Annotated in this window: 23 protein-coding genes; 14 read left to right on the top strand and 9 right to left on the bottom strand. The window is 64.9% G+C overall.

Annotated elements, in window-relative coordinates; genetic code table 11:
- Window positions 1-6: 6 nt before the first annotated feature.
- The 3 genes from ATI53_RS00640 to clpS are packed head-to-tail and all read right to left on the bottom strand — an operon-like array spanning window position 7 to window position 2,210.
- Window positions 7-801 carry an SDR family NAD(P)-dependent oxidoreductase gene (locus ATI53_RS00640; RefSeq protein ID WP_111549462.1) on the bottom strand — a complete coding sequence of 265 codons (795 nt, stop codon included), beginning with the start codon at window positions 799-801 and terminating at the stop codon, window positions 7-9.
- Window positions 802-845: 44 nt separating this feature from the next.
- The gene (locus ATI53_RS00645) at window positions 846-1,823 is read right to left on the bottom strand and encodes a class I SAM-dependent methyltransferase (RefSeq protein ID WP_111549463.1); all 978 of its coding nucleotides are present in this window, start codon (window positions 1,821-1,823) and stop codon (window positions 846-848) included.
- Between the two features lie 24 nt (window positions 1,824-1,847).
- Window positions 1,848-2,210: an ATP-dependent Clp protease adapter ClpS gene (gene clpS, locus ATI53_RS00650; protein WP_034453299.1), complete on the bottom strand. Its 363-nt coding sequence runs from the start codon at window positions 2,208-2,210 to the stop codon at window positions 1,848-1,850.
- Between the two features lie 123 nt (window positions 2,211-2,333).
- Between clpS and ATI53_RS00655 the strand changes: the two genes are divergently transcribed.
- The 3 genes from ATI53_RS00655 to ATI53_RS00665 all read left to right on the top strand — a co-directional run bounded on the left by ATI53_RS00655 (window position 2,334) and on the right by ATI53_RS00665 (window position 5,276).
- Window positions 2,334-3,041 carry an HAD family hydrolase gene (locus tag ATI53_RS00655; protein WP_009506284.1) on the top strand — a complete coding sequence of 236 codons (708 nt, stop codon included), beginning with the start codon at window positions 2,334-2,336 and terminating at the stop codon, window positions 3,039-3,041.
- A gap of 276 nt (window positions 3,042-3,317) precedes the next feature.
- The gene (locus tag ATI53_RS00660) at window positions 3,318-4,778 is read left to right on the top strand and encodes a D-alanyl-D-alanine carboxypeptidase family protein (RefSeq protein WP_111549464.1); all 1,461 of its coding nucleotides are present in this window, start codon (window positions 3,318-3,320) and stop codon (window positions 4,776-4,778) included.
- A 147-nt stretch (window positions 4,779-4,925) separates the two neighbouring features.
- Window positions 4,926-5,276, top strand: a complete 351-nt coding sequence (locus ATI53_RS00665) for a hypothetical protein (protein ID WP_009506282.1) — start codon at window positions 4,926-4,928, stop codon at window positions 5,274-5,276.
- Window positions 5,277-5,811: 535 nt separating this feature from the next.
- Here ATI53_RS00665 and ATI53_RS00670 read toward each other — a convergent pair.
- Complete coding sequence (locus ATI53_RS00670) at window positions 5,812-7,506, bottom strand: thiamine pyrophosphate-binding protein (RefSeq protein WP_111549465.1); 1,695 nt, start codon at window positions 7,504-7,506, stop codon at window positions 5,812-5,814.
- Between the two features lie 67 nt (window positions 7,507-7,573).
- On the opposite strand from ATI53_RS00670, the gene ATI53_RS00675 reads away from it, so the two are divergent.
- Both ATI53_RS00675 and ATI53_RS00680 read left to right on the top strand, forming a co-directional pair.
- Window positions 7,574-8,251, top strand: coding sequence for a GntR family transcriptional regulator (locus ATI53_RS00675; RefSeq protein ID WP_009506279.1), 678 nt, complete (start codon window positions 7,574-7,576; stop codon window positions 8,249-8,251).
- Between the two features lie 109 nt (window positions 8,252-8,360).
- The gene (locus ATI53_RS00680) at window positions 8,361-8,696 is read left to right on the top strand and encodes a carboxymuconolactone decarboxylase family protein (RefSeq protein WP_034453296.1); all 336 of its coding nucleotides are present in this window, start codon (window positions 8,361-8,363) and stop codon (window positions 8,694-8,696) included.
- Between the two features lie 64 nt (window positions 8,697-8,760).
- Here the strand turns inward: ATI53_RS00680 and pheT are convergent, their stop codons facing one another.
- The gene (gene pheT, locus ATI53_RS00685) at window positions 8,761-11,154 is read right to left on the bottom strand and encodes a phenylalanine--tRNA ligase subunit beta (protein WP_111549466.1); all 2,394 of its coding nucleotides are present in this window, start codon (window positions 11,152-11,154) and stop codon (window positions 8,761-8,763) included.
- A 162-nt stretch (window positions 11,155-11,316) separates the two neighbouring features.
- On the opposite strand from pheT, the gene ATI53_RS00690 reads away from it, so the two are divergent.
- From ATI53_RS00690 to ATI53_RS00700, 3 genes are read left to right on the top strand one after another with little or no spacing between them, the layout of a single operon-like run.
- Window positions 11,317-12,162 (top strand): amino acid ABC transporter permease, encoded by an 846-nt coding sequence (locus ATI53_RS00690; RefSeq protein WP_009506276.1) that lies wholly within the window; start codon window positions 11,317-11,319, stop codon window positions 12,160-12,162.
- A 28-nt stretch (window positions 12,163-12,190) separates the two neighbouring features.
- Window positions 12,191-13,006 carry a transporter substrate-binding domain-containing protein gene (locus ATI53_RS00695; protein WP_111549468.1) on the top strand — a complete coding sequence of 272 codons (816 nt, stop codon included), beginning with the start codon at window positions 12,191-12,193 and terminating at the stop codon, window positions 13,004-13,006.
- Between the two features lie 3 nt (window positions 13,007-13,009).
- Window positions 13,010-13,900 carry an amino acid ABC transporter permease gene (locus ATI53_RS00700; RefSeq protein ID WP_009506274.1) on the top strand — a complete coding sequence of 297 codons (891 nt, stop codon included), beginning with the start codon at window positions 13,010-13,012 and terminating at the stop codon, window positions 13,898-13,900.
- A gap of 97 nt (window positions 13,901-13,997) precedes the next feature.
- On the opposite strand, the gene ATI53_RS00705 is transcribed toward ATI53_RS00700, so the two are convergent.
- From ATI53_RS00705 to ATI53_RS00715, 3 genes are all read right to left on the bottom strand, one after another.
- Window positions 13,998-14,873, bottom strand: coding sequence for an MBL fold metallo-hydrolase (locus tag ATI53_RS00705; protein WP_111549469.1), 876 nt, complete (start codon window positions 14,871-14,873; stop codon window positions 13,998-14,000).
- Between the two features lie 153 nt (window positions 14,874-15,026).
- On the bottom strand, window positions 15,027-18,161 hold the full coding sequence (locus ATI53_RS00710; protein WP_009506272.1) for an efflux RND transporter permease subunit: 3,135 nt from the start codon (window positions 18,159-18,161) through the stop codon (window positions 15,027-15,029).
- Window positions 18,162-18,215: 54 nt separating this feature from the next.
- A complete protein-coding gene (locus ATI53_RS00715; protein WP_009506270.1) occupies window positions 18,216-19,529 on the bottom strand; it encodes an efflux RND transporter periplasmic adaptor subunit in 1,314 nt (437 codons plus the stop codon).
- A 140-nt stretch (window positions 19,530-19,669) separates the two neighbouring features.
- On the opposite strand from ATI53_RS00715, the gene ATI53_RS00720 reads away from it, so the two are divergent.
- From ATI53_RS00720 to ATI53_RS00735, 4 genes are all read left to right on the top strand, one after another.
- Window positions 19,670-20,338, top strand: coding sequence for a TetR/AcrR family transcriptional regulator (locus ATI53_RS00720; protein WP_009506268.1), 669 nt, complete (start codon window positions 19,670-19,672; stop codon window positions 20,336-20,338).
- A 182-nt stretch (window positions 20,339-20,520) separates the two neighbouring features.
- The gene (locus tag ATI53_RS00725) at window positions 20,521-21,429 is read left to right on the top strand and encodes a sulfite exporter TauE/SafE family protein (RefSeq protein WP_009506266.1); all 909 of its coding nucleotides are present in this window, start codon (window positions 20,521-20,523) and stop codon (window positions 21,427-21,429) included.
- Window positions 21,426-22,184 (top strand): TIGR02186 family protein, encoded by a 759-nt coding sequence (locus ATI53_RS00730; protein ID WP_009506265.1) that lies wholly within the window; start codon window positions 21,426-21,428, stop codon window positions 22,182-22,184. The genes ATI53_RS00725 and ATI53_RS00730 overlap by 4 nt, the downstream gene beginning before the upstream one ends.
- A complete protein-coding gene (locus ATI53_RS00735) occupies window positions 22,181-22,612 on the top strand; it encodes an acyl-CoA thioesterase (protein ID WP_009506264.1) in 432 nt (143 codons plus the stop codon). Before ATI53_RS00730 ends, ATI53_RS00735 begins: the two co-directional genes overlap by 4 nt.
- A gap of 20 nt (window positions 22,613-22,632) precedes the next feature.
- Here ATI53_RS00735 and ATI53_RS00740 read toward each other — a convergent pair whose 3' ends face one another.
- A complete protein-coding gene (locus ATI53_RS00740) occupies window positions 22,633-23,142 on the bottom strand; it encodes a GNAT family N-acetyltransferase (RefSeq protein ID WP_009506262.1) in 510 nt (169 codons plus the stop codon).
- Between the two features lie 123 nt (window positions 23,143-23,265).
- On the opposite strand from ATI53_RS00740, the gene ATI53_RS00745 reads away from it, so the two are divergent.
- Window positions 23,266-23,709 carry a DUF2383 domain-containing protein gene (locus ATI53_RS00745; RefSeq protein WP_009506260.1) on the top strand — a complete coding sequence of 148 codons (444 nt, stop codon included), beginning with the start codon at window positions 23,266-23,268 and terminating at the stop codon, window positions 23,707-23,709.
- Between the two features lie 116 nt (window positions 23,710-23,825).
- Window positions 23,826-24,617: a hypothetical protein gene (locus ATI53_RS00750; RefSeq protein WP_146609862.1), complete on the top strand. Its 792-nt coding sequence runs from the start codon at window positions 23,826-23,828 to the stop codon at window positions 24,615-24,617.
- Window positions 24,618-24,619: the final 2 nt, after the last annotated feature.

Below are 24,619 nucleotides of genomic sequence, written 5' to 3' on the forward strand. Positions count from 1 at the left end.
AGGCAATCAGTGTGCGGGCGCCGACACCGGGTCGATCAGAGTGCGCCCGCCATCCACGGTCAGCACCTGCCCGGTCATGAAGCCGGAGCTGTCCGAGGCAAGGAACTGCACCGTCTCGGCCAGCGCCCCCGGCCCCGCGATGCGGCCAAGGGGCGTGTGACTTTCGATTTCAAGACGGTAATCCGGGTGGGTCTTGAGCCGGTCCTTGAGACTTGTCGACATCACCGAGCCAAAGCCAAGCCCGTTCACGCGAATCCGGTGCGGCGCCAGTTCCACCGCCAGGGACCGGGTCATCTGGTCCAGTGCCGCGCAGCTGATCGAATAGGCCATCAGTTGCTTCTGGGTGCGCGATGACGCAATCGAAGACAGGTTCACGATGGCGCCGACCTCGCGGTCATCGCTGCCTTCGGCCTGCTTTATCATGCGTTTCGCGACGATCTGACTCAGCCGCATGGCGGGCATCAGGTTCTGGCCCAGCAGCGTTTCCAGCGCGGTGTCTTCAAGGTCCAGCGGATCGCCCGGCAGCATCTGGCGTGCACCGTTCACCAGAATGTCGACCCGGTCGAACGCATCCAGCGTGGCCGACAGCAGGTTCGCAAGGGTCAGCCGTTCGCGCAGGTCTCCGGCGAAATAGACCATGTTCGCGGTTTCCTGGCCGCATTCCTTGGCAAGGCGGTTTTCGTCCAGGTCGGCGAACATGACGTTGGCGCCCTTGTTGGCGAAATGCCGGGCGATGGCAAGGCCCACGCCGTTTGCAGCGCCGGTGACGATGGCCGTCTTGCCTTCGATCGAATAGCTCATGGGGCGGTCCTGGTTGGGTTCCGGTCTTGCGACGTTAGGAAAGTTCAGGCTTTCGGGCGATAGCCATGAAGGATCTTGAAGCGGCTGTTGCCGGCGATTTCTTCGAAATGCCTGAAATCGGTCTCAAGCTGGGATTCATAGGGAAGGTGGCGGTTGGCCACCAGCCAAAGGTTGCCCGAGGGTTTCAACATCTTGCGCGCGGCCGTGATGAAGGCGCGCCCAAGCGCGGGATCGGGGGCGCGACCGATATGAAAGGGCGGGTTCATCACCACCGCGTCAAGCCGTTCGGGCGCGGCCCAGGTGCGTGCGTTGGCCCAGTGGAACCGGGCGCGCGGGTCGGCAATGTTCTTTTCGGCGCAGTCCAGCGCGGTGCGATCGGCTTCGACAAGGTGCAGCGTCGCGATGGTGTCGCGCGACAGCAGTCCGGCGGCGAGCCCGCCCCATCCCGCGCCCAGATCCGCCACCTGCGTGCCAAGCTTGTCGGGCAGGGCGCCCAGCAGCATGTCGGTGCCCGGATCCTGCGCATCGGCGGAAAACACTCCCGGCGCGGTCCACATGCCCATGCCGTTCAATGCTGGCCCGCGCGCCCAGTCGGCAAAGTCGGGCGTGCTGTCGAACCAGAAACACTTGCCATGCGCTTTCGACACCTGCCCGGTCAACGGCACCCGCGCGCGGATTGCCTTGAGCAGCGGTTCGATCCCGTCTGTCTTGGGACCGTCCACGACGATGCGGCCGGTGGGCACGGCGGCGCAGGCTTCGGCGATGCGCGATTCCGACAGTTCGCGGGCGCGGGCGGGGAACACCACGGCGGCGTCAAACCTGCCCTCGGCGGCAAGCGCCACGTTGACGCCCCGCTGCGCCCAGGCGTCATGATCGGGGGCAAAGCGTTGCACCACGGTACAGCGGTCCAGCGGCAGGGCATGGCTCATCAGGTCGCCGGGCGCGCCGATGACCAGGATGCATCCATCTTTGGGCAGGGTCATTCCCGCCTCGGCGGCAAAGCTCAGTCTGTCGATTGTCATGGTCGGGCCGGAAAAGCTGCCGGCCTACTCCTTTTCCATGGTGCATTGCAGCGGATGCTGGTGGCGCCGCGCAAAATCCATCACCTGTCCGACCTTGGTTTCGGCGATCTCATGGCTGAAGACGCCGACCACGGCGACGCCTTTCTTGTGAACGGTGAGCATGATTTCGAACGCCTGGGCGTGAGTCATGCCAAAGAACCGTTCCAGCACATGGACCACGAATTCCATCGGAGTGTAATCGTCGTTCAGCAAAAGCACCTTGTATAGCGGCGGGCGCTTGGTCTTGGGCTTGGTCTGCACCACCACATCGGCATCATCCATGCCCCCGTCGTCGTCCGGCGGGGTGTTGGCAAGGCGAAAGGGGTGGTCCGTGATGGTCTGTGTCATCTCGGTGGCTCGGCTCAGGATCAAACGCGCCATGCGAATTGGCGCTTTGCGGTTCAGGGTTCGAAGCGACTATATAAGGCGATGTGCCCCCGGAGGAAAGGGTGCGTAGTGGAGTCCTGTCACATGGCCATGAATTTGCAAACAATTGGTTTCGATGCGGATGACACGCTGTGGCACAACGAACGGTTCTTCAAGCTCACGCAGGAGCGGTTTGCCGAACTGCTGGCCGATCACGCCGACACCGCCGATCTGGACGCGCGCCTGCTGGACGCGGAACGGCGCAACGTCGGGCATTACGGGTTCGGCGTGAAGGGGTTCGTGCTGTCGATGATCGAGACCGCCATCGAGGTCACCGAGGGTCGCGTGCCCGGCAGCGTCATTTCCGACATCATGAAGGCCGGGCAGGACATGCTGGCCCACCCGATAGAATTGCTGCCCGGTGCGCAGGACGCCATCGAGGCGCTGGCCCCCGACCACCACCTGGTGCTGATCACCAAGGGCGACCTTCTGCATCAGGAACGCAAGCTGGCGCAGTCCGGCCTTGGCAGCCGTTTCGATGCGGTCGAGATCGTGTCGGACAAGACGCCCGCGACCTACGCCCGCATCTTTGCCGCCAGCCCCGGCGGACCGGACGGCGCGATGATGGTGGGCAATTCGCTGAAATCCGACGTGGTTCCGGCGATTGCGTCCGGTGCCTGGGGCGTGCATGTGCCGCATGATCTTGTCTGGGGGCTGGAACTGGCCGAGGCGCCCGATCATTCACGTTTCGTCGAGCTTGCCGATCTGGGCGGGCTGGCGGCACTTGTCTCGCGGATTCGCGAGGGGGCGTGATCCGGCCCCGAGTCGTATGCCTTAATCCTGCCACAATCGCTTTTCTGGGGGGCGATGCCCCCGAAACCCCCCATATATGGGGAGCCGCTTGACGTAAAAACCGCAACGGATCAAGCGATTGCAGGGTTTATTTGAAGCGATGCCCGTGCTACGGTCACAGGCAATCAAAACAGACGTTCACCGGGGCTAACCCGGGAACCCGAGGCAGAAAAAGAGGCAGATACCGTGACGGGACGGCACAGGCGTACGCCGGGCCGAGCAGGCCTTCATTTGTTCATGCTCACCTGGTGCTTTCTGATGGCACCGGCTCTTGCATTCAGCGCCCCCTACGCGGGGCTGGTGATGGATGCACGCAGCGGCGAGATACTACATTCCGAAAACGCGGAGACGCCGTTACACCCGGCGTCCCTGACCAAGATGATGACGCTGTATATCGCCTTCGAGGCGGTGCAGCATGGCGAAATCAGCATGGATGATTATGTCACCGTGTCGCGCAATGCCGCCGCCGAGCCGCCATCCAAGCTGGGCCTGCGACAAGGGCAAAAGATCAAGCTGCGCTATCTCGTGCGTGCGGCGGCGATCAAGTCGGCCAACGACGCGGCAACGGCGATCGGCGAACATATCGCGGGGTCCGAATCCAGTTTTGCGGCGCGTATGACCCGCACCGCCAAGGCGCTGGGAATGAAGCGGACCACCTTCAAGAACGCCAACGGTCTGACCCAGTCGGGCCACCTGTCGACGGCGCATGACATGGCGCTGCTGGGGCGGCACATGGTCTATGACTACCCGCAGTATTACAATCTGTTCTCGCGCATCACCGAAGATGCGGGTCTGCGCCAGGTGTCCAACACCAACCGCCGGTTCCTAGGGGCCTACCAGGGCGCCGACGGGATCAAGACGGGCTACACCAACGCGGCGGGCTTCAACCTTGTCGCCTCGGCAAAGCGCGGCAACGAACGCATCATCACCGTGGTGTTCGGGGGCCGGTCGACCGCGTCACGCAATGCCAAGGTCGCCGAGCTGATGGATCTGGGGTTCAAGCGTGCCAAGACCAATGTGGCGATGCGCAAGCCGGGACTGCCGCCGTACCTTGGCAACAGGGGCCTTGGCAACGTGATGATCGCCGAAAGCGCCAATCCCGATCCCGAAGGCGCGCGCGGCAAGACCATTCGCGTGGTGGCCGCCGCTCCGACCCGGTCGCTGCGTCCTCTGGCGCGCGCGGGCGCGAAAGGCAGCGACGTGGCGCCGCTGGTGGCCTCGGTCAAGGGCGACATCGAAACCGTTCTTGCCGCGGTGCAGACCGCCAAGGTCAAGGCCGTATCCGAGGTGGCCGCGCTGGATGTTGCCAGCGCCGGAGATGCTCCTGATGCATCGATCAAGCCGATGCGCCGCCCGGCGGATCTTGCCGGCGTGCAGCTGGCCAGCGTTCGGGGCGCTGTCCTGACCGACGCCGCCCCGACGCCCGAGCAAGAGGTCGTGACGCGGCTGTCCACATCCGGCGGGCATCACTGGGGCATCAACGTCGGGCGCTACCCGAACAAGTTCGAAGCTGAAAAGGTGCTGTTGAAGACGTCGCTGATGGAATCGTCGACGCTGGACGGATCGCTGCGCAAGGTGGTCGGTCGCGGGGGCGGGTACGACGCCAATTTCATCGGGCTGACCCGTGAAACCGCGGATCTGGCCTGTCGGCGTCTTCAGGCACGCCAGGTCATGTGTTTCATGATGGGGCCAAGCTGACCAGAGACTGCCTGGACCGGGGGAGACAAGACACCCCGGCCGGGACCTCCAGAAACCTGATGCCCCCGGACACCTCGCCGGGGGCTTTTTCCTTTGTGCGGAACCCGGTGGGTCTTTCGGGGGTTGACCGGGCAAAAGGAGACTCCGATGTCGATCAAGCTGCCGAGCCGGTCCTCGCTGTTGTCCATACCCCCGAAAAGGCTGCCCGTGAACCGCGCGCGCCTGATGCCGCTGGCCTATGCGGGCGGATTGTTGGCCATCGGCGCGGTGTTGCTGATCGCCAAGCCGCGCGTCGGGAATGTGCCCCAGCCCAATCAGATGGGAACCCTGCCGCGCCGCAGCCGCTGGCGCCGCGCCGCCCAAAAGGGCCGCGACGGGGTGCAGGCGTTCGCGCCGGTGAACGTGACCGATTCGATGGGCCGCTCGCTGATTCTGGGCGGTGCGGCGCTGCTGCTGGCGCGGGTGCTGGACGAGGTGTCGGGCCGCGACGGGCAGTAGGTCGGCCCTAGCGACGGCCCTGCCGGCATGTGTCGCGCATTTCGGGACCGACGGTGATTTCAGGGCCTGGCCCGGTCGGCACCTCGACAGGCGCCGGGCCACGCAGGACTTTCCCTCAGGATGCCTCCGGTCGTATGGACGGGGGATATGCCGAAATCGGCCTCACGCAGCAGCATTTCCAGCGCTGTGCTGGCATTGGGGAGGCCGGGGATGGCGGCCCCGGCGGTTTTCATCAGCGGTTCGACCGGCACCGGTCTGCGCCGAGGATACCGGGGGCGCAGAAAGGCACGCAGCGCGGCGGCCTCAGCGTCGGCGGGCCCGGTAAAGACGGGCCAGTTCGCCCCTTGGCGCGGTGGTCTGGCGCGGTGGTCTGGCCCGATGCTCGGGCCCGATGCTCTGGCCGGCGCCCGTGCCCAGTACGAGGCTCACCCTGTGAATGCCCGCCGCGTCCCCGATGCCGCGCGAATGCACCGCCTTGCCGGAAAGGCGGGTACGGTGGACATGCATCCGGCTGACCCTGTGGTCGACCAATGCGTTACCCCATCCAGCGTCGCACCGGGGCGGCGGCCTCTTCCAGGGGCTGGCAGCGCACATCCACCAACGTCGGGCCGTCAAAATCCAGCGCCTCGGCCAGCACGCCGTCCAGCGCGGCGGGGTCGCTGACCGAATAGCTTTTGATGCCAAAACCCGCCGCCACCATCGCCTGATCGCTGCGGTTGAAATCGACGTTGTAATACCGCTTGTCGCAATCGTCGCGCTGGCTGGCCTTGATCCATCCGAACGCGGCATTCGACAGCACGATATAGGTCACCGGCGCGCCGATGCGGGCCACGGTTTCCAGCTCGCCGCAGGCAAAGGCGAAACTGCCGTCGCCCATCAGGCCCACCACCTTGCTGTGGGGCCTGCCGAACCACACCCCCAGTGCGGCGCCAAGGCAATAGCCCAACGCCCCGTGCGCGCGATTGGTGATGAACCGCCGCCCCGGCAGGGGGAGCTGGCCGTAGGCGCTCCAATACGGGCAGGATGTGCCGGGGTCCGACACGACGGTGGCGGTTTCGGGCAGCAGGCGGTTCAGCGCGCCGATGATCATCTCGGGGCGGATCTGGTCGCCCGTGCGCCGGGCGAGGGCTGCAAAGCGGGCGAATTTGCGCGCCTTGATGTCGGCGATTGCGGCGGCGCCGCCAAACTGCGGCACCTCGCGGCCCTGCAGCGCGTCGTTCATCGCGTTCAGCGTCAGTTTCAGATCGGCGCAGACCCCCACCTCGGTCGGGTAATTCGCGCCGATCACCATCGGGTCGCTGTCGATATGCACGATGCGCTGGCCGCGCCTGGGCTGTTCCCAGCGCGCGGTCGTGGTCGATCCGGCGCGGCACCCCATGAAAACCACCAGATCGGCGGCCTGCATCATCTCCCACGTTTCATCGGTGCCGCCGTTGGACCCCACGACCCCAAGGCACAGCGGATGCGTATCGGCCAGCGCCCCTTGTCCCGAGATCGACGTGGCGACCGCCAGATCCAGCGCCTCGGAAAATTGCGCAAGCGCGTCCATCGCGCCGGAAATCACCACGCCGCCGCCGCAAACCACTAAGGGCCGTTTCGCGGACAGGATTGCGTCGGCGGCCGCCTCGGCCATGCCGGGCGCCGGGGCGGCGCGATGCGCGGGATAGCTGGCAAGGGCGGGATCGGCCCAGATGTCCTCGGTCAGTACGGCATCGTACTGGATGTCGTAGGGCAGCCCCAGATGCGCCGAACCGGGCCGCCCGGTGGTCATCGCGCGAAACGCAGCGCGCACCATGCGGGGGATGTGATCGGCGCGGGAAATCACCGTGTTCCACTTGGTCAGCGGGCGCATCAGCGATTCCTGGTCAACCTGTGTCAGGGGGTATTTGCCATATGAGGCAACGGAAATGTCGGTGGTGATCGACAGCACGGCATAGGACGATTCGTTCGCCTCGATCAGGCCGGGCAGGATGTAGGTGGCGCCCCCGCCCGACGGCCCTTCGCACACGCCCACACGCCCGGTGACACGGCTGTAGCCGTCGGCCATGTAGCAGGCAGAGCGTTCGTCGCGGGTCAGCACATGGGTGATGCCATGATCCAGTTGCAGCATGGCGTCGTAGAACGGCAGCGTGGTGTCGCCGCACAGCCCAAAGATATGGGTGACGCCGTGGGCCTCAAGCGCGCGCACCATGGCTTCGGCGCCGTTCATCCGGTTGCGGTGACCTGCCATGCGCGCGCCCTTCCTCAATCGTACCGCAGTCTGTATACAGCGCCTGATACAGATGAGAAGGACCGGAATGACCGCGCCAAGCAGTGTTGACCGTGTGTATGACGCCCTGCGCGACAGGGCGATCCGATTTGCCTTCAAGCCGGGCGAACGGATCAATGAATCCGCGCTGACCCGCGCGCTGAACGTCAGCCGCACACCGCTGCGCGAGGCGCTGAACCGGCTGGCCGCCGAGGGCTTTCTGACGCTGCGCGGGGGGCAGGGGTTTTTCTGCCGCGCGCTGGACCCTGGGCAGGTGCTGGAATTGTACCAGTTGCGCACCGCGCTGGAGGTCGAGGCGCTGCGGCAGGGCATAATCCGGGCCGATGACGCAACGCTGGCCACGTTCGGGGCGCGGTTCGAAACAACCGACCCGGCCTATGTCGCAACCACCGATCCCGCGGCGCTTGTCCATATGGACGAAGCGTTTCACCTGTCGGTGGCGGCGTTGTCGGGCAATGGCGAATTGTGCCGGATGCTGAGCAACGTCAACGCACGCATCCGCTTTGTGCGCATGGTCAACCTGCGCGAATTGCGCACCGGGCGGAACGCCGGGGATTCGGGCGCGCACCGCCGCATTGCCGCAGCGGTTCTGGCGCGCGACATCGACGCCGGAGAATCCGCGCTGCGTGGTCACATCGAACGGCGCGGCGAGGAAACGCGGGCGCTGGTGCGGCTGGCATATTGCGAACTGTACGTCCCCGAATAGCGATGTGCGGCGCGCCGCCCGGCGATGCCGCGCCGGGCTGATCCGGATCAAGGCCGGGCGTCCCGCGCTGTGGTCTTACATGTTCGGAAACCTGAATATGGAGAACATGATGAGCTACAAGGACACGTTGGCCACCCTCAAGCCGCAGGTCAAAAGCTTCAACACTGCGATTGGCGACACCGCCAGGGGCTTTGGCGCCATTGCCGCCAGTTTGCACGGAGACGGGGCGCTCAGCCACCAGCACAAGGAATGCGTCGCCCTTGGCATCGCCGTGGCGATCCGGTGCGAGCCGTGCATTCTGTTGCACACCGAGGCGCTGATCCGCATGGGTACAACGCGGGAGGTAATCGCCGAAGTGCTTGCCGTGGCGGTAGAGATGGGCGGCGGCCCGGCGGTGATGTACGGGGCAAGGGCGCTGGCGGCCTATGACGAGCTGTCGGGCTGACCGGGCCGCAAAAAAAGGCGCAGCCCCGCGAAGGGGGGCGCGCCTTTTCATAAATGCCAAAGGTTTACCCGCGCAGCGAACCGCCGGTCGCCTTTTCGACCTTTTGCACGATCCTGGCCGCGACCGCTTCGATGTCTTTTTCGGTCAGCGTCGCGTCGGTGGGTTGGAGGCGCACGGTGATGGCCAGCGATTTCTGCCCTTCGCCAAGGCTGCCACCGATGAATTCATCGAACACGCGCACGTCGTCGATCAGCGCCTTGTCCGCTCCGGCGGCGGCGTTCACCAGATCCTGCGCGGCCACATCGGCGTCCACCACAAACGCGAAATCGCGTTCGACCGCCTGCAGATCGTTGGCCACCAGCGCCGGGCGCGACGCGCCCCTGGACCGGGGCAGGGGGATCTGTTCGGGATAGAGCACAAAGCCCACGGCGGGCCCCTTGACGCCCATCTCGGTCAGAACGCCGGGGTGGATTTCGCCGAACACGCCCAGCACCTTTTTCGGGCCAAGACACAGCCTGCCGTGACGGCCCGGATGCCACCAGCCCTCGGCGCCGCGCAGGATCTGCATCTTGGCGGGGGCGCCGATGGCGGCAAGCACCGCCTCGGCATCGGCCTTGGCATCAAAGATGTCGACCGCGCGCGACGCCCCATGCACGTCCTTCGGCCCGGTGCGCCCGACAAGCAGGCCGCAGACCTGAAGATGCTGCTCGCCCGGCTCGCCGCCCTGAAACGCGGCGCCGCATTCGAACAGCGCCAGATCCGCAAAGCCGCGCGCCTGGTTGCGCGCCGCGGCCTGCAACAGCCCCGGCAGCAGGTGCGGGCGCATGTGCGACAGATCGGCGGAAATCGGGTTGGCGAGCCTTGTGGCGTCATCGCCGCCGCCGAACAGCGCCGCAGAGCCCTGGTCGACAAAGCTGTAGGTGACGCATTCGTTATAGCCCAGTTCCGCCGTGGTGCGGCGCGCGATCTGTTCGCGCTTTTGCATCGGTGACAGGATCGGCGCGGGCACGCCCGCTGTGGGGCGCGGCATCGGGATGCCTTGCAGTCTGGTCAGCGATGCGACGCGCGCGACCTCTTCGACCAGATCCGCTTCGCCCAGAACATCGGGGCGCCAGCTGGGCACGTTCGCCATGTCGCCATCAAAGGTGAACCCCAGGGCTGTCAGCGTGGCGCGTTGGGTGTCGGCGGGAATGTCCATGCCCACCAGCGATACGACGCGGTCGGTGTCAAGCTTGTAGGCACGCGCCACGTTCGGCGCGCTGCCGGCGACCACCACGTCTGACGCCTCGCCACCGGCGATGTCGATGATCATCCGCGCTGCGGCCTCGATCCCCGGCGCGGCCGAGGCCGGGTCGATGCCCCGCTCGAACCGATAGCGCGCGTCGGAATTGATTTTCAGCGCGCGGCCCGTGTAGGCGGTGCGGACGGTGTCGAAATAGGCAGACTCGACAAAGACATTCACCGTGTCGTCGGATACGCCGGTCGCGGTGCCGCCCATGATGCCGCCAAGGCTTTGCACGCCCGCATCGTCGGAAATCGCGGTCATGCCGGGGGTCAGCGTGTAGGTGCGTTCGTCCAGCGCGTCGAGCGTTTCGCCCCCCGCGGCGGCGTGCACGCGCAGCGCGCCGGTCAGCTTGTCGGCATCGAACACATGCAGCGGACGATTGCGGTCAAAGGTAAAGAAGTTCGTCACATCGACAAGAAAGCTGATCGGGCGCAGGCCGATGGCCTTGAGCCGGTGTTGCAGCCATTGCGGCGAGGGGCCGTTTTTCACGCCCCGGATGACGCGTCCGTAGAACACCGGGCAGCCTTCGGCCGTGTCGTCGATGGTCACGGTGATCGGGCAAGGGAAGGCGCCGGGCACGGTCACCTCGGCCAGCGGTTTCAGCCTGCCCAGCCCGCGCGCCGCAAGATCGCGCGCGATGCCATGCACCCCAAGCGCGTCGGGGCGGTTGGGGGTGATGGCGATCTCGATCACCGGATCGACCTTGGCGGGGTCGTTTTTCGCCAGCCAGTCGGCAAAGGTCTGCCCGACCTCGCCCGAGGGCAGTTCGATGATGCCGTCGTGTTCCTCGGACAGTTCCATTTCGCGCTCGGAACACATCATGCCGTGGCTTTCGATGCCCCGTATCCTGCCGACCTGAATGGTCGTGTCGATACCGGGCACATAGGTGCCGGGGCTGGCAACCACCACCGTGATCCCCGCCCGCGCGTTGGGCGCCCCGCAGATGATCTGGGTTTCGCCGCTGCCCGTCAGCACACGGCACAGGTTCAGCTTGTCCGCGTCGGGGTGTTTCTCGGCCGCGATGACCTTGCCGATGGTAAAGGCGGAAAGGGTCTCGGCAGGGTTTTCAACGCCCTCGACCTCAAGGCCAAGATCGGTGAGGGCTTCGGTGATGTCATCAACCGAAGCCCTTGTGTCGAGGTGTTCCTTCAGCCAGGAAAGCGTGAATTTCATCGCAAAGCCGCCCGCTGTTGTGGTCCATTGCGGCAGGGCCTTACCGCATCGCGGGGCAGGGGGAAAGGGGCAGGGCACCGCTGAGGCGCGATGCGCGTTTGCCATCGCGGCATTTCCCCCTAGGCTATGCATACGCGACCAAGGCAGGGGCCCCGCCGCAGTATGACCTTCGAGACGGATACAGGCACCCTGCTTGCGCAAAGCCAGCAGCGTGCGCGCCGCCTGCGCCGCCAGCAGGGGGGCACCGACTGGACGCTGTTCCTGGCCGGGGCAGGGCTGATCCTGTGGGGCGTCGTCGCGGGCGCCGGAGCGATGCGCTACAACTGGCAATGGTACCGCATTCCGGGTTATTTCTGGCGCAAGATCGACGGCGAGATCGTCCTCGGCCCGTTCATCAAAGGGCTGCTGGTCACGCTGGACATCACCTTTTGGGGCGCGCTGCTGGCCTTTGGCATCGGGCTGTGCGTGGCGCTCTTGCGGCTGTCGCGCAGCTGGGCGGGCCACGCGCTGGCCAGCGCCTATCTCGAAATCATCCGCAACACGCCGCTGCTGGTGCAGATGTACCTGTTCTACTTCGTCCTGTCGCCGATCCTTGGCATCCCCCGCTTCTGGACCGGAGTTCTGACGCTGGCGGTGTTCGAGGCCAGCTTCATTTCCGAAATCCTGCGCGGCGGTATCCTGTCCGTGCCCCGCGCCCAGTGGGAGGCCGCATCGGCGTTGGGGCTGCGCGGCTATGCCACCTATCGCAAGGTGGTGCTGCCGCAGGCGGTGCCGCTGATGCTGCCGCCGCTGACCTCGGCGGTGGTGAATCTGGTGAAAAGCTCGGCCATCGTGTCGACCATCGCCATTTTCGACCTGACGAATGAGGGCCGCACCATCATCGCCGACACCTTCATGACCTTCGAGGTCTGGCTGACCGTCGCCGCGATCTATCTGGTGCTGACGATCAGTCTTTCCGCCATTGCCGCCCTGCTTGACCGCCGGGCGCGCAAATTTACCGAACGATAACACCGAACGACAACAGGGAACCATTCCAATGAACCTCAAGGCAATCGCCCTCGCCGCGACCGGATTCGCGTCGGCGGCACAGGCGCAGGACACACAACAGGACCTGTCGCAGGACAGCGTCATTGAAAGCATCAAGCGCGAGGGCGTGCTGCGCGTCGGCATGTCCACCTTCGTGCCCTGGGCGATGCGTGACGTGAACGGCGATCTCATCGGGTTCGAGATCGACGTGGCGACCACGCTGGCGGAGGATATGGGGGTCGAGATCGAATTCGTGCCCACCGCCTGGGACGGGATCATCCCGGCGCTGCTGTCGGGGCAGTTCGACGTCATCATCGGCGGCATGTCGATCACGCCGCAACGCAACCTGACGGTCAATTTCACCGCGCCCTACGCGCGCTCGTCGCTGGGTGTCATGGCCAACAGCGCCACGTCCAGCGACATCGCCTGGCCTGACGGCTATAACACGCCCGATGTGACCTTTTCCTGCCGCCGGGGCGGGTCGCCCTGCGATTACATCCGCGACACCTTTCCCAAGGCCACCGTGCGCATGTTCGACGACCAGAACCAGGTGATCCAGGAGGTGCTGAACGGCAATGCCAACGCGATGATGTCGTCCCAGCCGCTGCCCGCCTTCATCATCTACGACAACCCCGAAACTGTGTTCGCCCCCACCGACGAGCTGATCGAAGCATCCAACGAAGGGTTTGCCCTGCGCAAGGGCGACCCGGACGCGCTGAATTTCTTCGACAACTGGATCCTGGTGCGCACCGCCGATGGCTGGCTGGACGCGCGCCACGATTTCTGGTTCGGCGGGCGTCCCTGGGCCGGGCAAGTGCCGGAATAACGCGTGTACCCCGACCCCGATCGCAAGCGCCGCTTCGGCGCGATCGACCTGATCCTGATCCTCGCGGTGCTTGCCGCGGGGGCGTTTGTGTGGCACCGGGTGTCTGACGTGCTGGCCTATAACTGGAACTGGGCCTACCTGCCCGGCGTGCTGTTTCGCGAAACCGCTGGCGGCTACGAACCCAACCTCTTGCTGACGGGATTTCTGACCACGATCCGCCTGTCGCTTTGGGCGATGCTGCTGGCGTCGCTGCTGGGGGGCGTACTGGGGATGATGGGCGCGCGCCGCCGCCTGCTGCCCCGGCTGGCAACCACCGCCTATGTCGGTCTGATCCGCAACATCCCGCCGCTGGTCTTTGTGTTCGTGTTCTTTTTCTTTATCAGTTCGCAGGTCATCCCCGCCTTGGGCATCTCCCGCTGGGCGCGGGACCTCTCCCCTCTGGCCGGACAGGCGGTGACCTTTCTGGCCGGCCCGCACGCGCGGCTGGAAAACTTCATCGCCGGAGTCCTGAGCCTTGCCATGTTCGAGGCCGCCTACATCGCCGTCATCACCCGCGCCGGTATCCAGGCGGTGCCCGAGGCGCAGATCGAAGCCGCCCGCAGCCTCGGCCTGACATCCTGGCAGACCTTCCGCCTTGTCGTGTTCCCGCAAGCGCTGCGCAAGGTCACGCCGCCACTGGCGAACCAGTTCATCTCACTGGTCAAGGACAGCGCGATCGTGTCGCTGATCTCGGTACAGGAACTGACCTTCACCGGCGCCGAAATCGCCGTGTCGTCGCAGCGCCGGTTCGAAACCTATATCGTGGTCGCCGCGCTGTATTTCATCCTGTGTTTCGGCCTGTCCCGGCTGTTCGCAACGCTGGAACGCCGACAAGCCGCCAACGGCCGCAGCTGACAGGCCGGGATCACACGCCGCCCCCACCTTCATCTTGCCGGATAAACTCCCGCCGGAGGCATCCCGTCCGGGCAACCCGCGCAAAACGCCGGACAGATTACCGAGGTTCGAAATACCCCAGCGGAATCTTCAGGTAGCTGCGCCCGTTGTCTTCGGCAGGGGGCATCCGCCCGCCGCGCGTGTTCACCTGCAACGCCGCCAGCATCAGCTTGGGCAGGGGCAGCGTGGCATCCCGCGCGTCCCGAATGGCACGATAGGCCGCTTCGCCGGGCGCGTCACACAGATGAATGTTATGGGCCTTGTGCTCAGCCACCGTGGCGCAGCACCGGGCCGCGCGCCCGTCCGGCGCGTAATCATGCCCGACATATAGACGCGTATCGTCCGGCAGCGACAGAATGCGCATCAACGACCCGTACAGCGTCGCCGAGGACCCGCCGGGAAAATCCGCCCGCGAGGTGCCGCTGTCGGGCATCATGAACGTGTCGTGCACAAATGCCGCATCCCCGGCGACATAGGTGATCGACGCCAGCGTATGACCCGGCGAAAACATCACCCGCACCGGGATGTTCCCGACCATGAACGTGTCGCCATCGGCGAACAGCCGATCCCAGGCCGATCCGTCGGTGGGGAATTCGTCGCCAAGGTTGTAGATGTCTTTCCACAACGCCTGCACCTCGGTCACCTTCGCGCCGATGGCCTGAGGTGCGCCGAGCCGGGTCTTGAACCAATGCGCCGCCGAAAAGTGGTCAGCATGGGGGTGCGTGTCCAGAATCCAGGCGACCGTGATCCCGGTGTCGCGGATATAGCCCAGGATCGCTTCGGCGTTTTCGGTGGTGACCGCCGCGGCCCGCGGGTCGAAATCCAGCACCGGGTCGACGATGGCGCCCTGCATCGTGGCGGGGTCGTGAAAGACATACTGCCAACTGCCTGTGGTTTCGTCCCAGAAACTCCGAACCGTGGGCGAATGGGTCATGACATGTGCTCCGTTATGCGCTGCGCTGGTGCGTATCACCTTCTTCTATTGGAATGTGTTTTCTGGCACGCAATTGTCCAGACCCGCGCGACAAAATAATAACGCCGCCCCCGATGACGGGGGCGGCGCCTGATGGCCGGCCGAGGCCGAGGTTCACTCGGCGGGCGCGGCCGACTGCGCATGGGCGCGCACCTGCTTGCGGGCAAAGATCCGGTAGACGACCACGAAGAACAGCGGCACAAAGACAACCCCCAGCACGGTGCCGGTGATGGTGCCCCCCAGCACGGCCGAGCCGACCGCGTTGCGCCCGCCCGCGCCCGCGCCGGAGGACAGCGCCAGCGGCACGACCCCCAGCGTAAACGCGAGCGAGGTCATGATGATCGGACGGAACCGCTGCTTGGCGGCTTCCTTGGTGGCGGTATACAGGTCTTCGCCGGCATCGAACCGTTCGCGTGCGAATTCCACGATCAGGATGGCGTTCTTGCCGGTCAGGCCGATGACCGTGAGCAGGCCCACCTGAAAGAACACCCCGTTTTCAAAGCCGAACCAATAGGCCGCACCCATGGTGCCCAGCACGCCGACCGGCATGGCCAGCATCACCGAGAACGGGATCGTCCAGCTTTCGTAAAGCGCTGCGAGGCACAGGAAGATCGCCGCCAGCGACAGCGCGTACAGCAGCGGCGCCTGGCCGCCGGAATCGCGTTCCTCCAGCGACAGGCCGGTCCAGGCGATGGCGTAGCCGGGGGGCAGTTCGCCGAGCAGCCGTTCCATTTCCGCCATCGCCTCGCCCGTGGTGACGCCGGGCACCGGCTGACCCTGGATCTGCATCGAGGGCACGCCGTTGTAGCGCGTCAGGCCCTGCGGGCCATAGGTCCAGCTTTCCGAGGTGAAGTTGGCAAAAGGCACCAGCTCTCCGCTGGAATTGCGCACCCGCCATTTGGCAAGGTCCGACGGCGTGGCGCGGCTGTCGGGCGCGCCCTGCACATAGACCCGCTTGATGCGGCCATTGTCGTTGAAATCGTTGACGTACTGGCCCGCCCAGGCAATCGACAGCAGGTTGCCCACGTTGGTGGGGGTCACACCCACCGCCCCGGCCGCGCGCCAGTCGATGTCCATGTTGAACTGCGCCGCGTCCTCCAGCCCCGAAGGGCGCACCGACGCGATCAGCTCGCTTTGCGACGCCATGCCCAGCAGCTGGTTGCGCGCTTCCAGAAGCTGCTCATGCGTCTGCCCGGCCTGGCCCTGAAGGAAGAAATCGAAACCCGACACGTTGCCCAGTTCGATCACCGACGGCGGCACAATGGGAAACACCATCGCGTCCTTAATGCCCATGAACGCCGGAAAGGCGCGGCCCGCCACGGCCTGGACGCTTTGGTCGGGGCGCGGGCGTTCCTCCCAGTCTTTCATCCGCACGAAGGCAAGACCCATGTTCTGGCCCTGACCGGCAAAGGAAAAGCCGACCACGCCAAACACCGATTCCACGTTCTCGGATTCGTTTTCCATGAAATGCTGCTGGACCTGTTCGACGACGTCCAGCGTGCGTTCCGCGGTGGCCCCGGTCGGTCCCTGGATCAGGGTCATCAGGATGCCCTGATCCTCGGCGGGCAGAAAGCCGGTGGGTGTGTTGTCGAACATCCAGACCATGCCGCCCGCGAGCGCCAGGTAAACGATCAGCACCCGGAAGGGGCGGCGGATGATGTAGCCCACCGTGCCGCCGTAGCCGTTGGTCGTCTTGTCGAACCCCTTGTTGAACAGCCCGAACAAGCCGCGCCGCGTGTGGTGCGCATCCTTGGATTTCAGCAGGGTCGCGCACAGCGCCGGGGTCAGCGTCAGCGCCACCACCACCGACAGGCCCATGGCCGACACGATGGTGATCGAGAACTGGCGATAGATCACCCCGGTCGATCCGGGAAAGAACGCCATTGGCACGAACACCGCCGACAGCACCAGCGCGATGCCGACAAGTGCGCCGGTGATCTGGTCCATGGATTTGCGGGTCGCTTCGCGCGGGTTCAGCCCCTCTTCTTCCATGATGCGTTCGACGTTTTCGACCACCACGATGGCGTCATCCACCAGCAGGCCGATCGCCAGCACCATGGCCAGCATGGTCAGCGTGTTGATGGTAAAGCCGGCCAGCGCCAGAATGCCAAAGGTGCCCAGGATCACGACCGGCACCGCCAGCGTCGGAATCAGCGTCGCGCGCAGGTTCTGAAGGAACAGCAGCATCACGCAGAACACCAGAACGATGGCTTCCAGCAGCGTCTTTTGCACTTCGTGAATCGAAATTTCGATGAACGGGGTGGTGTCGTAGGGAATGACGTATCTGATCCCGTCGGGGAAGAATTCGGAATACTCCTCGATCCGCTGCTTGACCCGTTCCGAGGTATCAAGCGCGTTCGCCCCGGATGCGATCTGCAACGCCATGCCCGATGAGGGCTGGCCGTCGTACCGGGCGATGGTGGAATAGTTTTCCGCCCCGACCTCGACCTCGGCCACGTCCTGCAGCAGCACGAGGCCGCCATCGGTTTCGCTGCGCAGCACGATGTTGCGGAAATCCTCGGGGGTGGTCAGCAGCGATTGCGCGGTGATCGTGGCGTTCAGCTGCTGGCCCGCGGGGGCGGGCAGAGTGCCAAAGCTGCCTGCGGAAATCTGTGCGTTCTGCGCCGACACGGCGCTGACCACGTCCGAGGGCGTCATTTCGAATGCCGAAAGCTTGGACGGGTCAAGCCAGATCCGCATGGCGTATTGCGCGCCGAACACCTGGGCGCCGCCGACGCCTTCGATGCGGCTGAATTCATCCACAAGGTTCGAGTTCAGGTAATCCGACAGATCCGCCTGGTCCAGGCTGCCATCTTCGGAAATCAGGCCGATCACCATAAAGAACGACGACGACGCCTTTTCCACGGTCACCCCCTGGCGCTGCACCGTCTCGGGCAGCAGCGCCGTGGCCTGGCTCAGCTTGTTCTGCACCTGCACCTGCGCCACGTCCGGGTCGGTGCCGGTTTCGAAGGTCAGCGTGATGCTGGCCGTGCCCGCCGAGGTCGACGAGGACGACATGTAGCGCATCCCGTCCAGCCCGGTCATCTGCTGTTCGATGATCTGGGTCACGGTGTTGGCCACGGTCTGGGCCGAGGCGCCGGGATATTGCGCCGAAACGCGCACCGAAGGCGGCGCGATCTGCGGATATTGCGCGATGGGCAGCGTGAGGATCGACAGAACGCCGATCCCCATGATGAGGATCGAGATCACCCAGGCAAAAACCGGACGGTCGATAAAGAAACGGGCCATGAAGGTCTCCTGGCTGGACGCGCGCCTTGACGGGCGCCCGAAGTTATCCGGGGGTTATTCCGAAGCGGTCTCGGTGGTGTCGGCGGGGGCGTCTTCGGCCTGCTGGCCTTGCGGCGCTTGTGCTCCCTGCTCCTGCGCGGCTTGTGCTCCCTGCTCCTGCGGGGCTTCTGCCTGGCGCTCCTGTGGAGCTTCGGCCTCGCGCTCCTGCGGAGCTTCTGCCTGGCGCTCCTGTGGAGCTTCTGCCTGGCGCTCCTGTGGAGCGACCGTCATACCGGGCGATACTTTCTGAAGTCCCTCGACGATGACGCGGTCCCCGGGGGCAAGGCCGTCGGTCACCACCCAGTTGACCCCAAGGTCGCGCTGGACCGTCAGTTCGCGGGTTTCTACGGTATTGTCGGCCGTCACCACCATGGCCATGGGGCGGCCCCGGCGGTCGCGGGTCACGCCCTCTTGCGGGGCAAGCACCGCGTCCGACACCTTGCCCTGCGGCATTTCGACCTGCACATACATGCCCGGCAGCAGGAACTGTTCGGTGTTTGGAAATTCCAGCCGCAACACCACAACGCCCGTCTGTTCGTTGACATGCGGTTCGGCGGCGGCAAGGCGGCCGGTGTGCTCATAGGTCGTGCCATCCGCAAGGGTCAGGCTGACCACGGCATCGTCGGGTGCCGATTGGCCAGACCGGCGCCAGCGCAGCAGCTCGGCCGCCGATTGCGTCACATCCACATTCACCGGATCAAGCTGGCGAATCGTCGTCAGCGCCTTGGTCTGACCGGCGGTCACCAGCGCGCCCTGCGTCGCCTCGGACAGGCCGGCGACGCCGGACAGGGGCGCGCGGATGGTGGCGCGTTCAAGGTCGATCTCAGCGGCCAGCAGATTGGCCTCGGCCACCTTCACCGCCGCTTTGGCGACATCGTGCGCGGCAAGCGCGTCGTCGAAGGTCTGCTGGCTGGTCACGTTGCGCTCGCGCAGTTCCTGCTGGCGCGCCGATTCGCGTTCGGCCGAGCGCAGCGTCGCATTGGCCTGCGCCAGCGATGCCTCGGCGGCGGCTTTCTGCGCCTCGTAGCTGGCGGCGTCGAGGCGATAAAGCGGGTCGCCCTGGCTGACCTCGGCGCCTTCCTGGAACAGGCGTTCGATGATGATGCCACTCACCTGGGGGCGCACCTCGGCCACAGCGGATGCCGCCACTCGGCCCGGCAGGGTTGCTGTCAGGGTCACATCCTGCGCCCCCAGCGTGACCACGGTGACAGGTTGGGGGGGGCGTTCAGCGCCCTCCTGCTGGGCGGATGCGGGCAGGGCAAGGGCCGTCAGCGCAAGGCCTGCCACGGCAAGCAGGCGGCGCAGTTTGCACGGCGTTTCGATGTGCATGTCGTCACTCCAGGAAGGCTTGGGGCCGCAACAGATGCGGATGGCTCTTGCAGGCCGATATGGAAACCGGCAAGTTTTGTAAAGTGCGGAGCGCAGGAACCGCCTCGTTTTTCCCTGCGTTGAAGCACAGGAGTTGTGCAGTGCAACAAGACTCGGCAAAACGGCAGGATGTGCCCCGCCGGCGGGGACGTCCGGTGCAGATCGATGCGCAGACGCGCGAGGCAATGGTGCTGGACGCCGTGGCCGATTTGCTGGGCCATTCCCGGCTGGAAGATGTCAGCATGGCGGGCATCGCCCGCAAGGTGGGCATGTCCAAGCGCACGCTTTATGCGATTTTCGGCAGCCGTGAGGAATTGCTGGGTGCCACCTTTGCCCGAATCGGGCGCACGATATTTCGCCCGCTGGAATCCCGCGACCACGCCCGCCCGCTTTGCGAGCGGTTGCGCAAGCTGCTGACGATTAACCCGATGCCGCAATTCGAACAGGCCCCGCTGGAGCTGCTGAGGGCTGTGGTCGCCGAGGCGCCGATGTATCCCGGCATCGCCCAGCAGTTCGACGCCGAAGGGCGGGGCGCGCTGATCGGCTACATAACACACGAAATCGAATCGGCTGCCGACGCCGGAGAGATCGTGTTGCACGGGATGACGCCGTTTGACGCGGCAGAGCTGCTGGCGGACATGGTGATGGGCAACGCGCTGCACCACCTGCTGACCCCCAGCGAGACAAAATCCTGCGATCCCTACGAGGAAAAGTGCCGCCGCCGCGATCACGCCGTGGATATATTCCTGCACGGGCTTCAACCGCGCTGAGGCGGCGTGCCCGGCCTTGGGCCGCCGAGGGGGGGAGGTGTGACGGGGAGCGTGATCGGCGCGGCGCCCGTTCGTTCGGCCCCGAAGCCCGCGCCGCAGGCTGAGGCTTTTTGGCCAGAGCCGCAGCCCCTTCTGACCGGCGCCGCTTGCCAATTCCGCCGCACGCTCGCAAAGTCGCGGGCATGCAGGTCTACCTCCCCATCGCCGAGATCTCGGTCAATATCCTCTTGCTGTTCGGGCTGGGCGCGCTGGTGGGCATCCTTTCGGGCATGTTTGGCGTCGGGGGCGGGTTTCTGATTACGCCGCTGCTGTTTTTCATGGGCATCCCGCCTGCGGTGGCGGTGGCGACCGGGGCGAACCAGATCGTCGCCAGTTCGGTGTCGGGCGTGCTGGCGCATCTCAAACGGCGAACGGTCGATCTGCGCATGGGCACGGTTCTGTTGTCCGGGGGCATCGTGGGCGCGGCGGTCGGGATCTGGGTTTTCAACCTGCTCAAGGGGATGGGCCAGGTCGATCTGCTGGTCCGCCTGTGCTATGTGGTGTTTCTGGGAATCATCGGCGGGCTTATGTTCTTTGAAAGCCTGGCCGCGCTGCGCCGATCGCGCCGGGGCGGTCCGCCCAGGCGCAAACATCACGGCTGGGTCCACGGGCTGCCGTTCAAGGTGCGGTTCCGGACATCCGGCTTGTATATCTCGGCCATCCCGCCGGCGCTGGTGGGGCTGTGCGTCGGGGTGCTGTCGGCGATCATGGGCGTGGGCGGCGGGTTCATCATGGTGCCCGCGATGATCTATCTGCTGGGGATGCCGACCAAGGTGGTGGTGGGCACCTCGCTGTTCCAGATCATCTTTGTGACCGCGTTCACCACCATGGCCCATGCCATCACCAGCCAGACGGTCGACATCCTGCTGGCGCTGGTGTTGCTGATCGGCGGAGTGATCGGCGCGCAGATCGGCACCGCCCTGGGCATGCGTCTGAAGGCCGAACAACTGCGTATCGCGCTGGCGGCGCTGGTGCTGCTGGTCTGCGGCAAGCTGGCGCTGGATCTGTTCCTGACCCCGGCCGACCTGTTCGAACTGGGGGTGGGCGAATGATCCGCGCGCTGCTTTTGCTGCTGGCGCTGACCCTGCCTGCCCGCGCGGAAGAGGTCGTCATGGGCCTTAGCCGTGACAGCGTCGCGATCACCACCGATTTCAACGGTTCCGAGGTGCTGATCTTTGGCGCGGTCAAGCGCGAGGCGGCGATCCAGGCCGATCCTCCGCTGCGGGTGATCGTGTCGGTCGCGGGGCCGGTGACCCCGGTCACCGTCTGGCGCAAGGAACGCCGCCTTGGCATCTGGGTCAACACCGAGGCGGTCGAGATCGACGCCGCCCCGTCGTTTTATGCCGTCGCAAGCTCGGCCCCCTGGGATGAGTCGATTTCCGAGGTCGAGGACCTGCGCCACAAGGTGTCCATCGAACGCGCCATCCGGTCGGTCGGTGCGCCGATGGCCATTGCCGACAGTCAGAGCTTTACCGACGCGCTGATCCGGGTTCGCGAAAGGGCGGGCCTGTACAAGACCTTTTACGACAGCGTCGAATTTCGCGAATCGACGCTGTTCGACGTGGCGATCCGCATGCCCGCGACCATCGTCGAAGGCACCTACACCACCCGCGTCTTCCTGACGCGCGGCGGCACGGTGGTGTCACAGCACGCATCCACCCTTGAGGTGCGCAAAGTCGGGTTGGAACGCTGGCTGTTCAACCTGTCCCGAAACCAGTCCGCCCTCTATGGTCTCTTGTCCCTGGTGATCGCCATCGCCGCGGGCTGGGGGGCCTCGGCGGCCTTCAGAGCGTTGAAATCCGGATGAGTCGCCGCCCCCCATCGCCCCGTAGCGCCTATGCGCGATTCTATCCCATCCAGACCCGGTGGAAGGACAACGACGCCTACGGGCACATCAACAATGTCACTTACCTGTCCTATTTCGACACGGCGGTCAGCCTGTGGCAGATCGAACAGGGAATGGAGATCGCGCAAGAGGGCGGTCTGCGCTTTCTGGTGGTCGAATCGGGCTGCACCTACCACGCCGAGGCGCGCTTTCCCGACCCGTTGCAGGCCGGCATACGGGTCGGCAGGCTGGGCAGCTCTTCGGTGCGCTTCGAGATCGGCATCTTTCGGGGCGACGAATCCACCGCCTGCGTCGAGGGTTTTTTCATCCACGTTCTGGTCAACCCGCAGACCCGGCCGATTCCGATCCCGCAGGATGCGCGCGCCCGGCTGACGGCGCTGATCGTCTGACGGGTCCGGGGCCGGGCGGGTCACGCAAGGCGGCAGGCGTAGACGTTGTTCGGATAAGCCTGATCGCCGATGCGAAACTGCGTCTGCCCGACCTGTCGAAACCCGGTCGCAAGGTAAAAGCCGATCGCGGGGGTGTTTTCCGCATTGGTCGCCAGCCAGACGGACGGCGCAGCTTCATCGTGGCACAATTCGAACGCGGCGTTCAGCAGCGCCCGGCCGATGCCTTTGCCCTGATGGCGCGGCTGAACGTACAAGGTCGCGATTTCGACATCGTGGCAACCCTCGACAGGGGCAGGGCTGCCTCGCGCCAGGCGCAGCACGCCGTCGATCCCATCGGCGTTTTCGGACACCAGAAAGGTCTGGTCAGGGTCCGCGATCAGGGTTTCGGTGTTTTCGCGCGTAAAGGTGCGTAGCGCGTAATCCGCGAAAAATGCGCTAACGCCCCGCTTGATATAGGTGCCGATCCACACCTCGATCGAGATCGCGGCAATGCTTGATGCATCTGACAGTCGGGCGGGGCGAAGCAGCATCGGCGCAGGATGACAGCTTTCGGGGGCAAGGTGAATGCCCCGCCGTGACTTTGGTGGCGGCGGGGGCGCGGAACCCGCCCCAAGGTCAGTGCGTTCGGCCAGGTCAGCCGCAAGGAATATGCCATGAATGACGTCACGCCGATCACCGCGACCAAGGACCAGCTTTCGGTCCTTCAGCATCTTTTGTCGCGCAGCGCCGATTGCCGCGCCTGGTTTGCCGAAATGGCCGACAAGGCCGAGCCGGATTTCCGCTTTGTCGCGCTGAAATTCCGCGGCCTGCATGTCGAGCAAAGCCAGCGCATCGCAGCGATCATCACGGCGCTGGGCGGAGATCCGGACGGGAGCGAAGGGTTCAGGGCCGCGATCAGCCGCACCACCGTGTCGCTGCGATCTCTGTTCGGAGACGTCGACGGCGACATGATGGCCGCCGTGGAAGACGCCGAAGCGCAGGTGCTGGGCGATTTCGACGCGGCACTCAGCTGTCTGCCGCCGTCGCCCTATCGCGATGAGCTTGCGCAAATGAAGCGCGAGTTGATCGCGCTTCTGGCGGATGAACCCATCAACTGATCGGCGCCATTGCAGGGCAGATAAATAAGCCGGGCAGGGTTTTCTTTTTGCCCGATTGATGGATCTGCCTTCGTAATCCTTGCGCGGATGATACCAGAAACGCGGAACGGTCCGTTTTGCGCGACGTGCCGCTTGTTGGCGTCATGTCTTCTCCCTTTTTATCACGCCATTGTGAAAATAAGAGAGATGGCATGAAAATTATCAGATTTTTCCCTGCATTTGCCCTGGCCTTTGCCGCTGCGTGTACTTTGCCACCAACCGTCGCGATTAAGTCGAAATCAATCGCGGCGGATCATCCGGTTTATCGACCAGCTCCGACGGAAAAGCGATTGGGAAGCTCTGGCGACGGCCTTGTCGGGCTGGGAACCCAGGACCTGACCCGCTTTGCCTTTGCACTTGACCGGGAATATCAGCAACTTGCGTTTCAGACCGAACAGGTGAACATCGCGCTGAATGGCGCGATGTTCGTTTCGGCGATGGCTCTTGCGCTCAACCCGCTTTACGGGGTGACCGATGAAGTGATTGCGCGGCGGACGGTCGCGGCTTTGGGCATTAGCGAAATCGCCACCTATGCGGATTCCAATCAAGCCGCGCGCGCCCTGAGGCTTGCCGCAAGCGATGCGCTTTGCATGGCGACCACCACCTCGCAGGGCACTGGGGCCGGAAATGATTTTCAGAAAAGCACGAAATTCGTTGCCGCGCTGCGCTGGTCGCACAACAATCTGCGTCAGCGTCTGAAACGCCGCAGATTTAACATCACCGATCTGGTGACCTGTCTTTCGGAGAGTTCGACCGAGGGGGCGTTGAAAACCGAAGACACGATCACGGTCACCAACGCATTGCTGACAACCCGCGCCGAAGCCGATGACGACGACTACATGAAACGTCTGGCCGGGTGCCTTAGCTGACG

Source organism: Salipiger aestuarii (genome assembly GCF_003259905.1).
Classification (GTDB): domain Bacteria; phylum Pseudomonadota; class Alphaproteobacteria; order Rhodobacterales; family Rhodobacteraceae; genus Salipiger; species Salipiger aestuarii.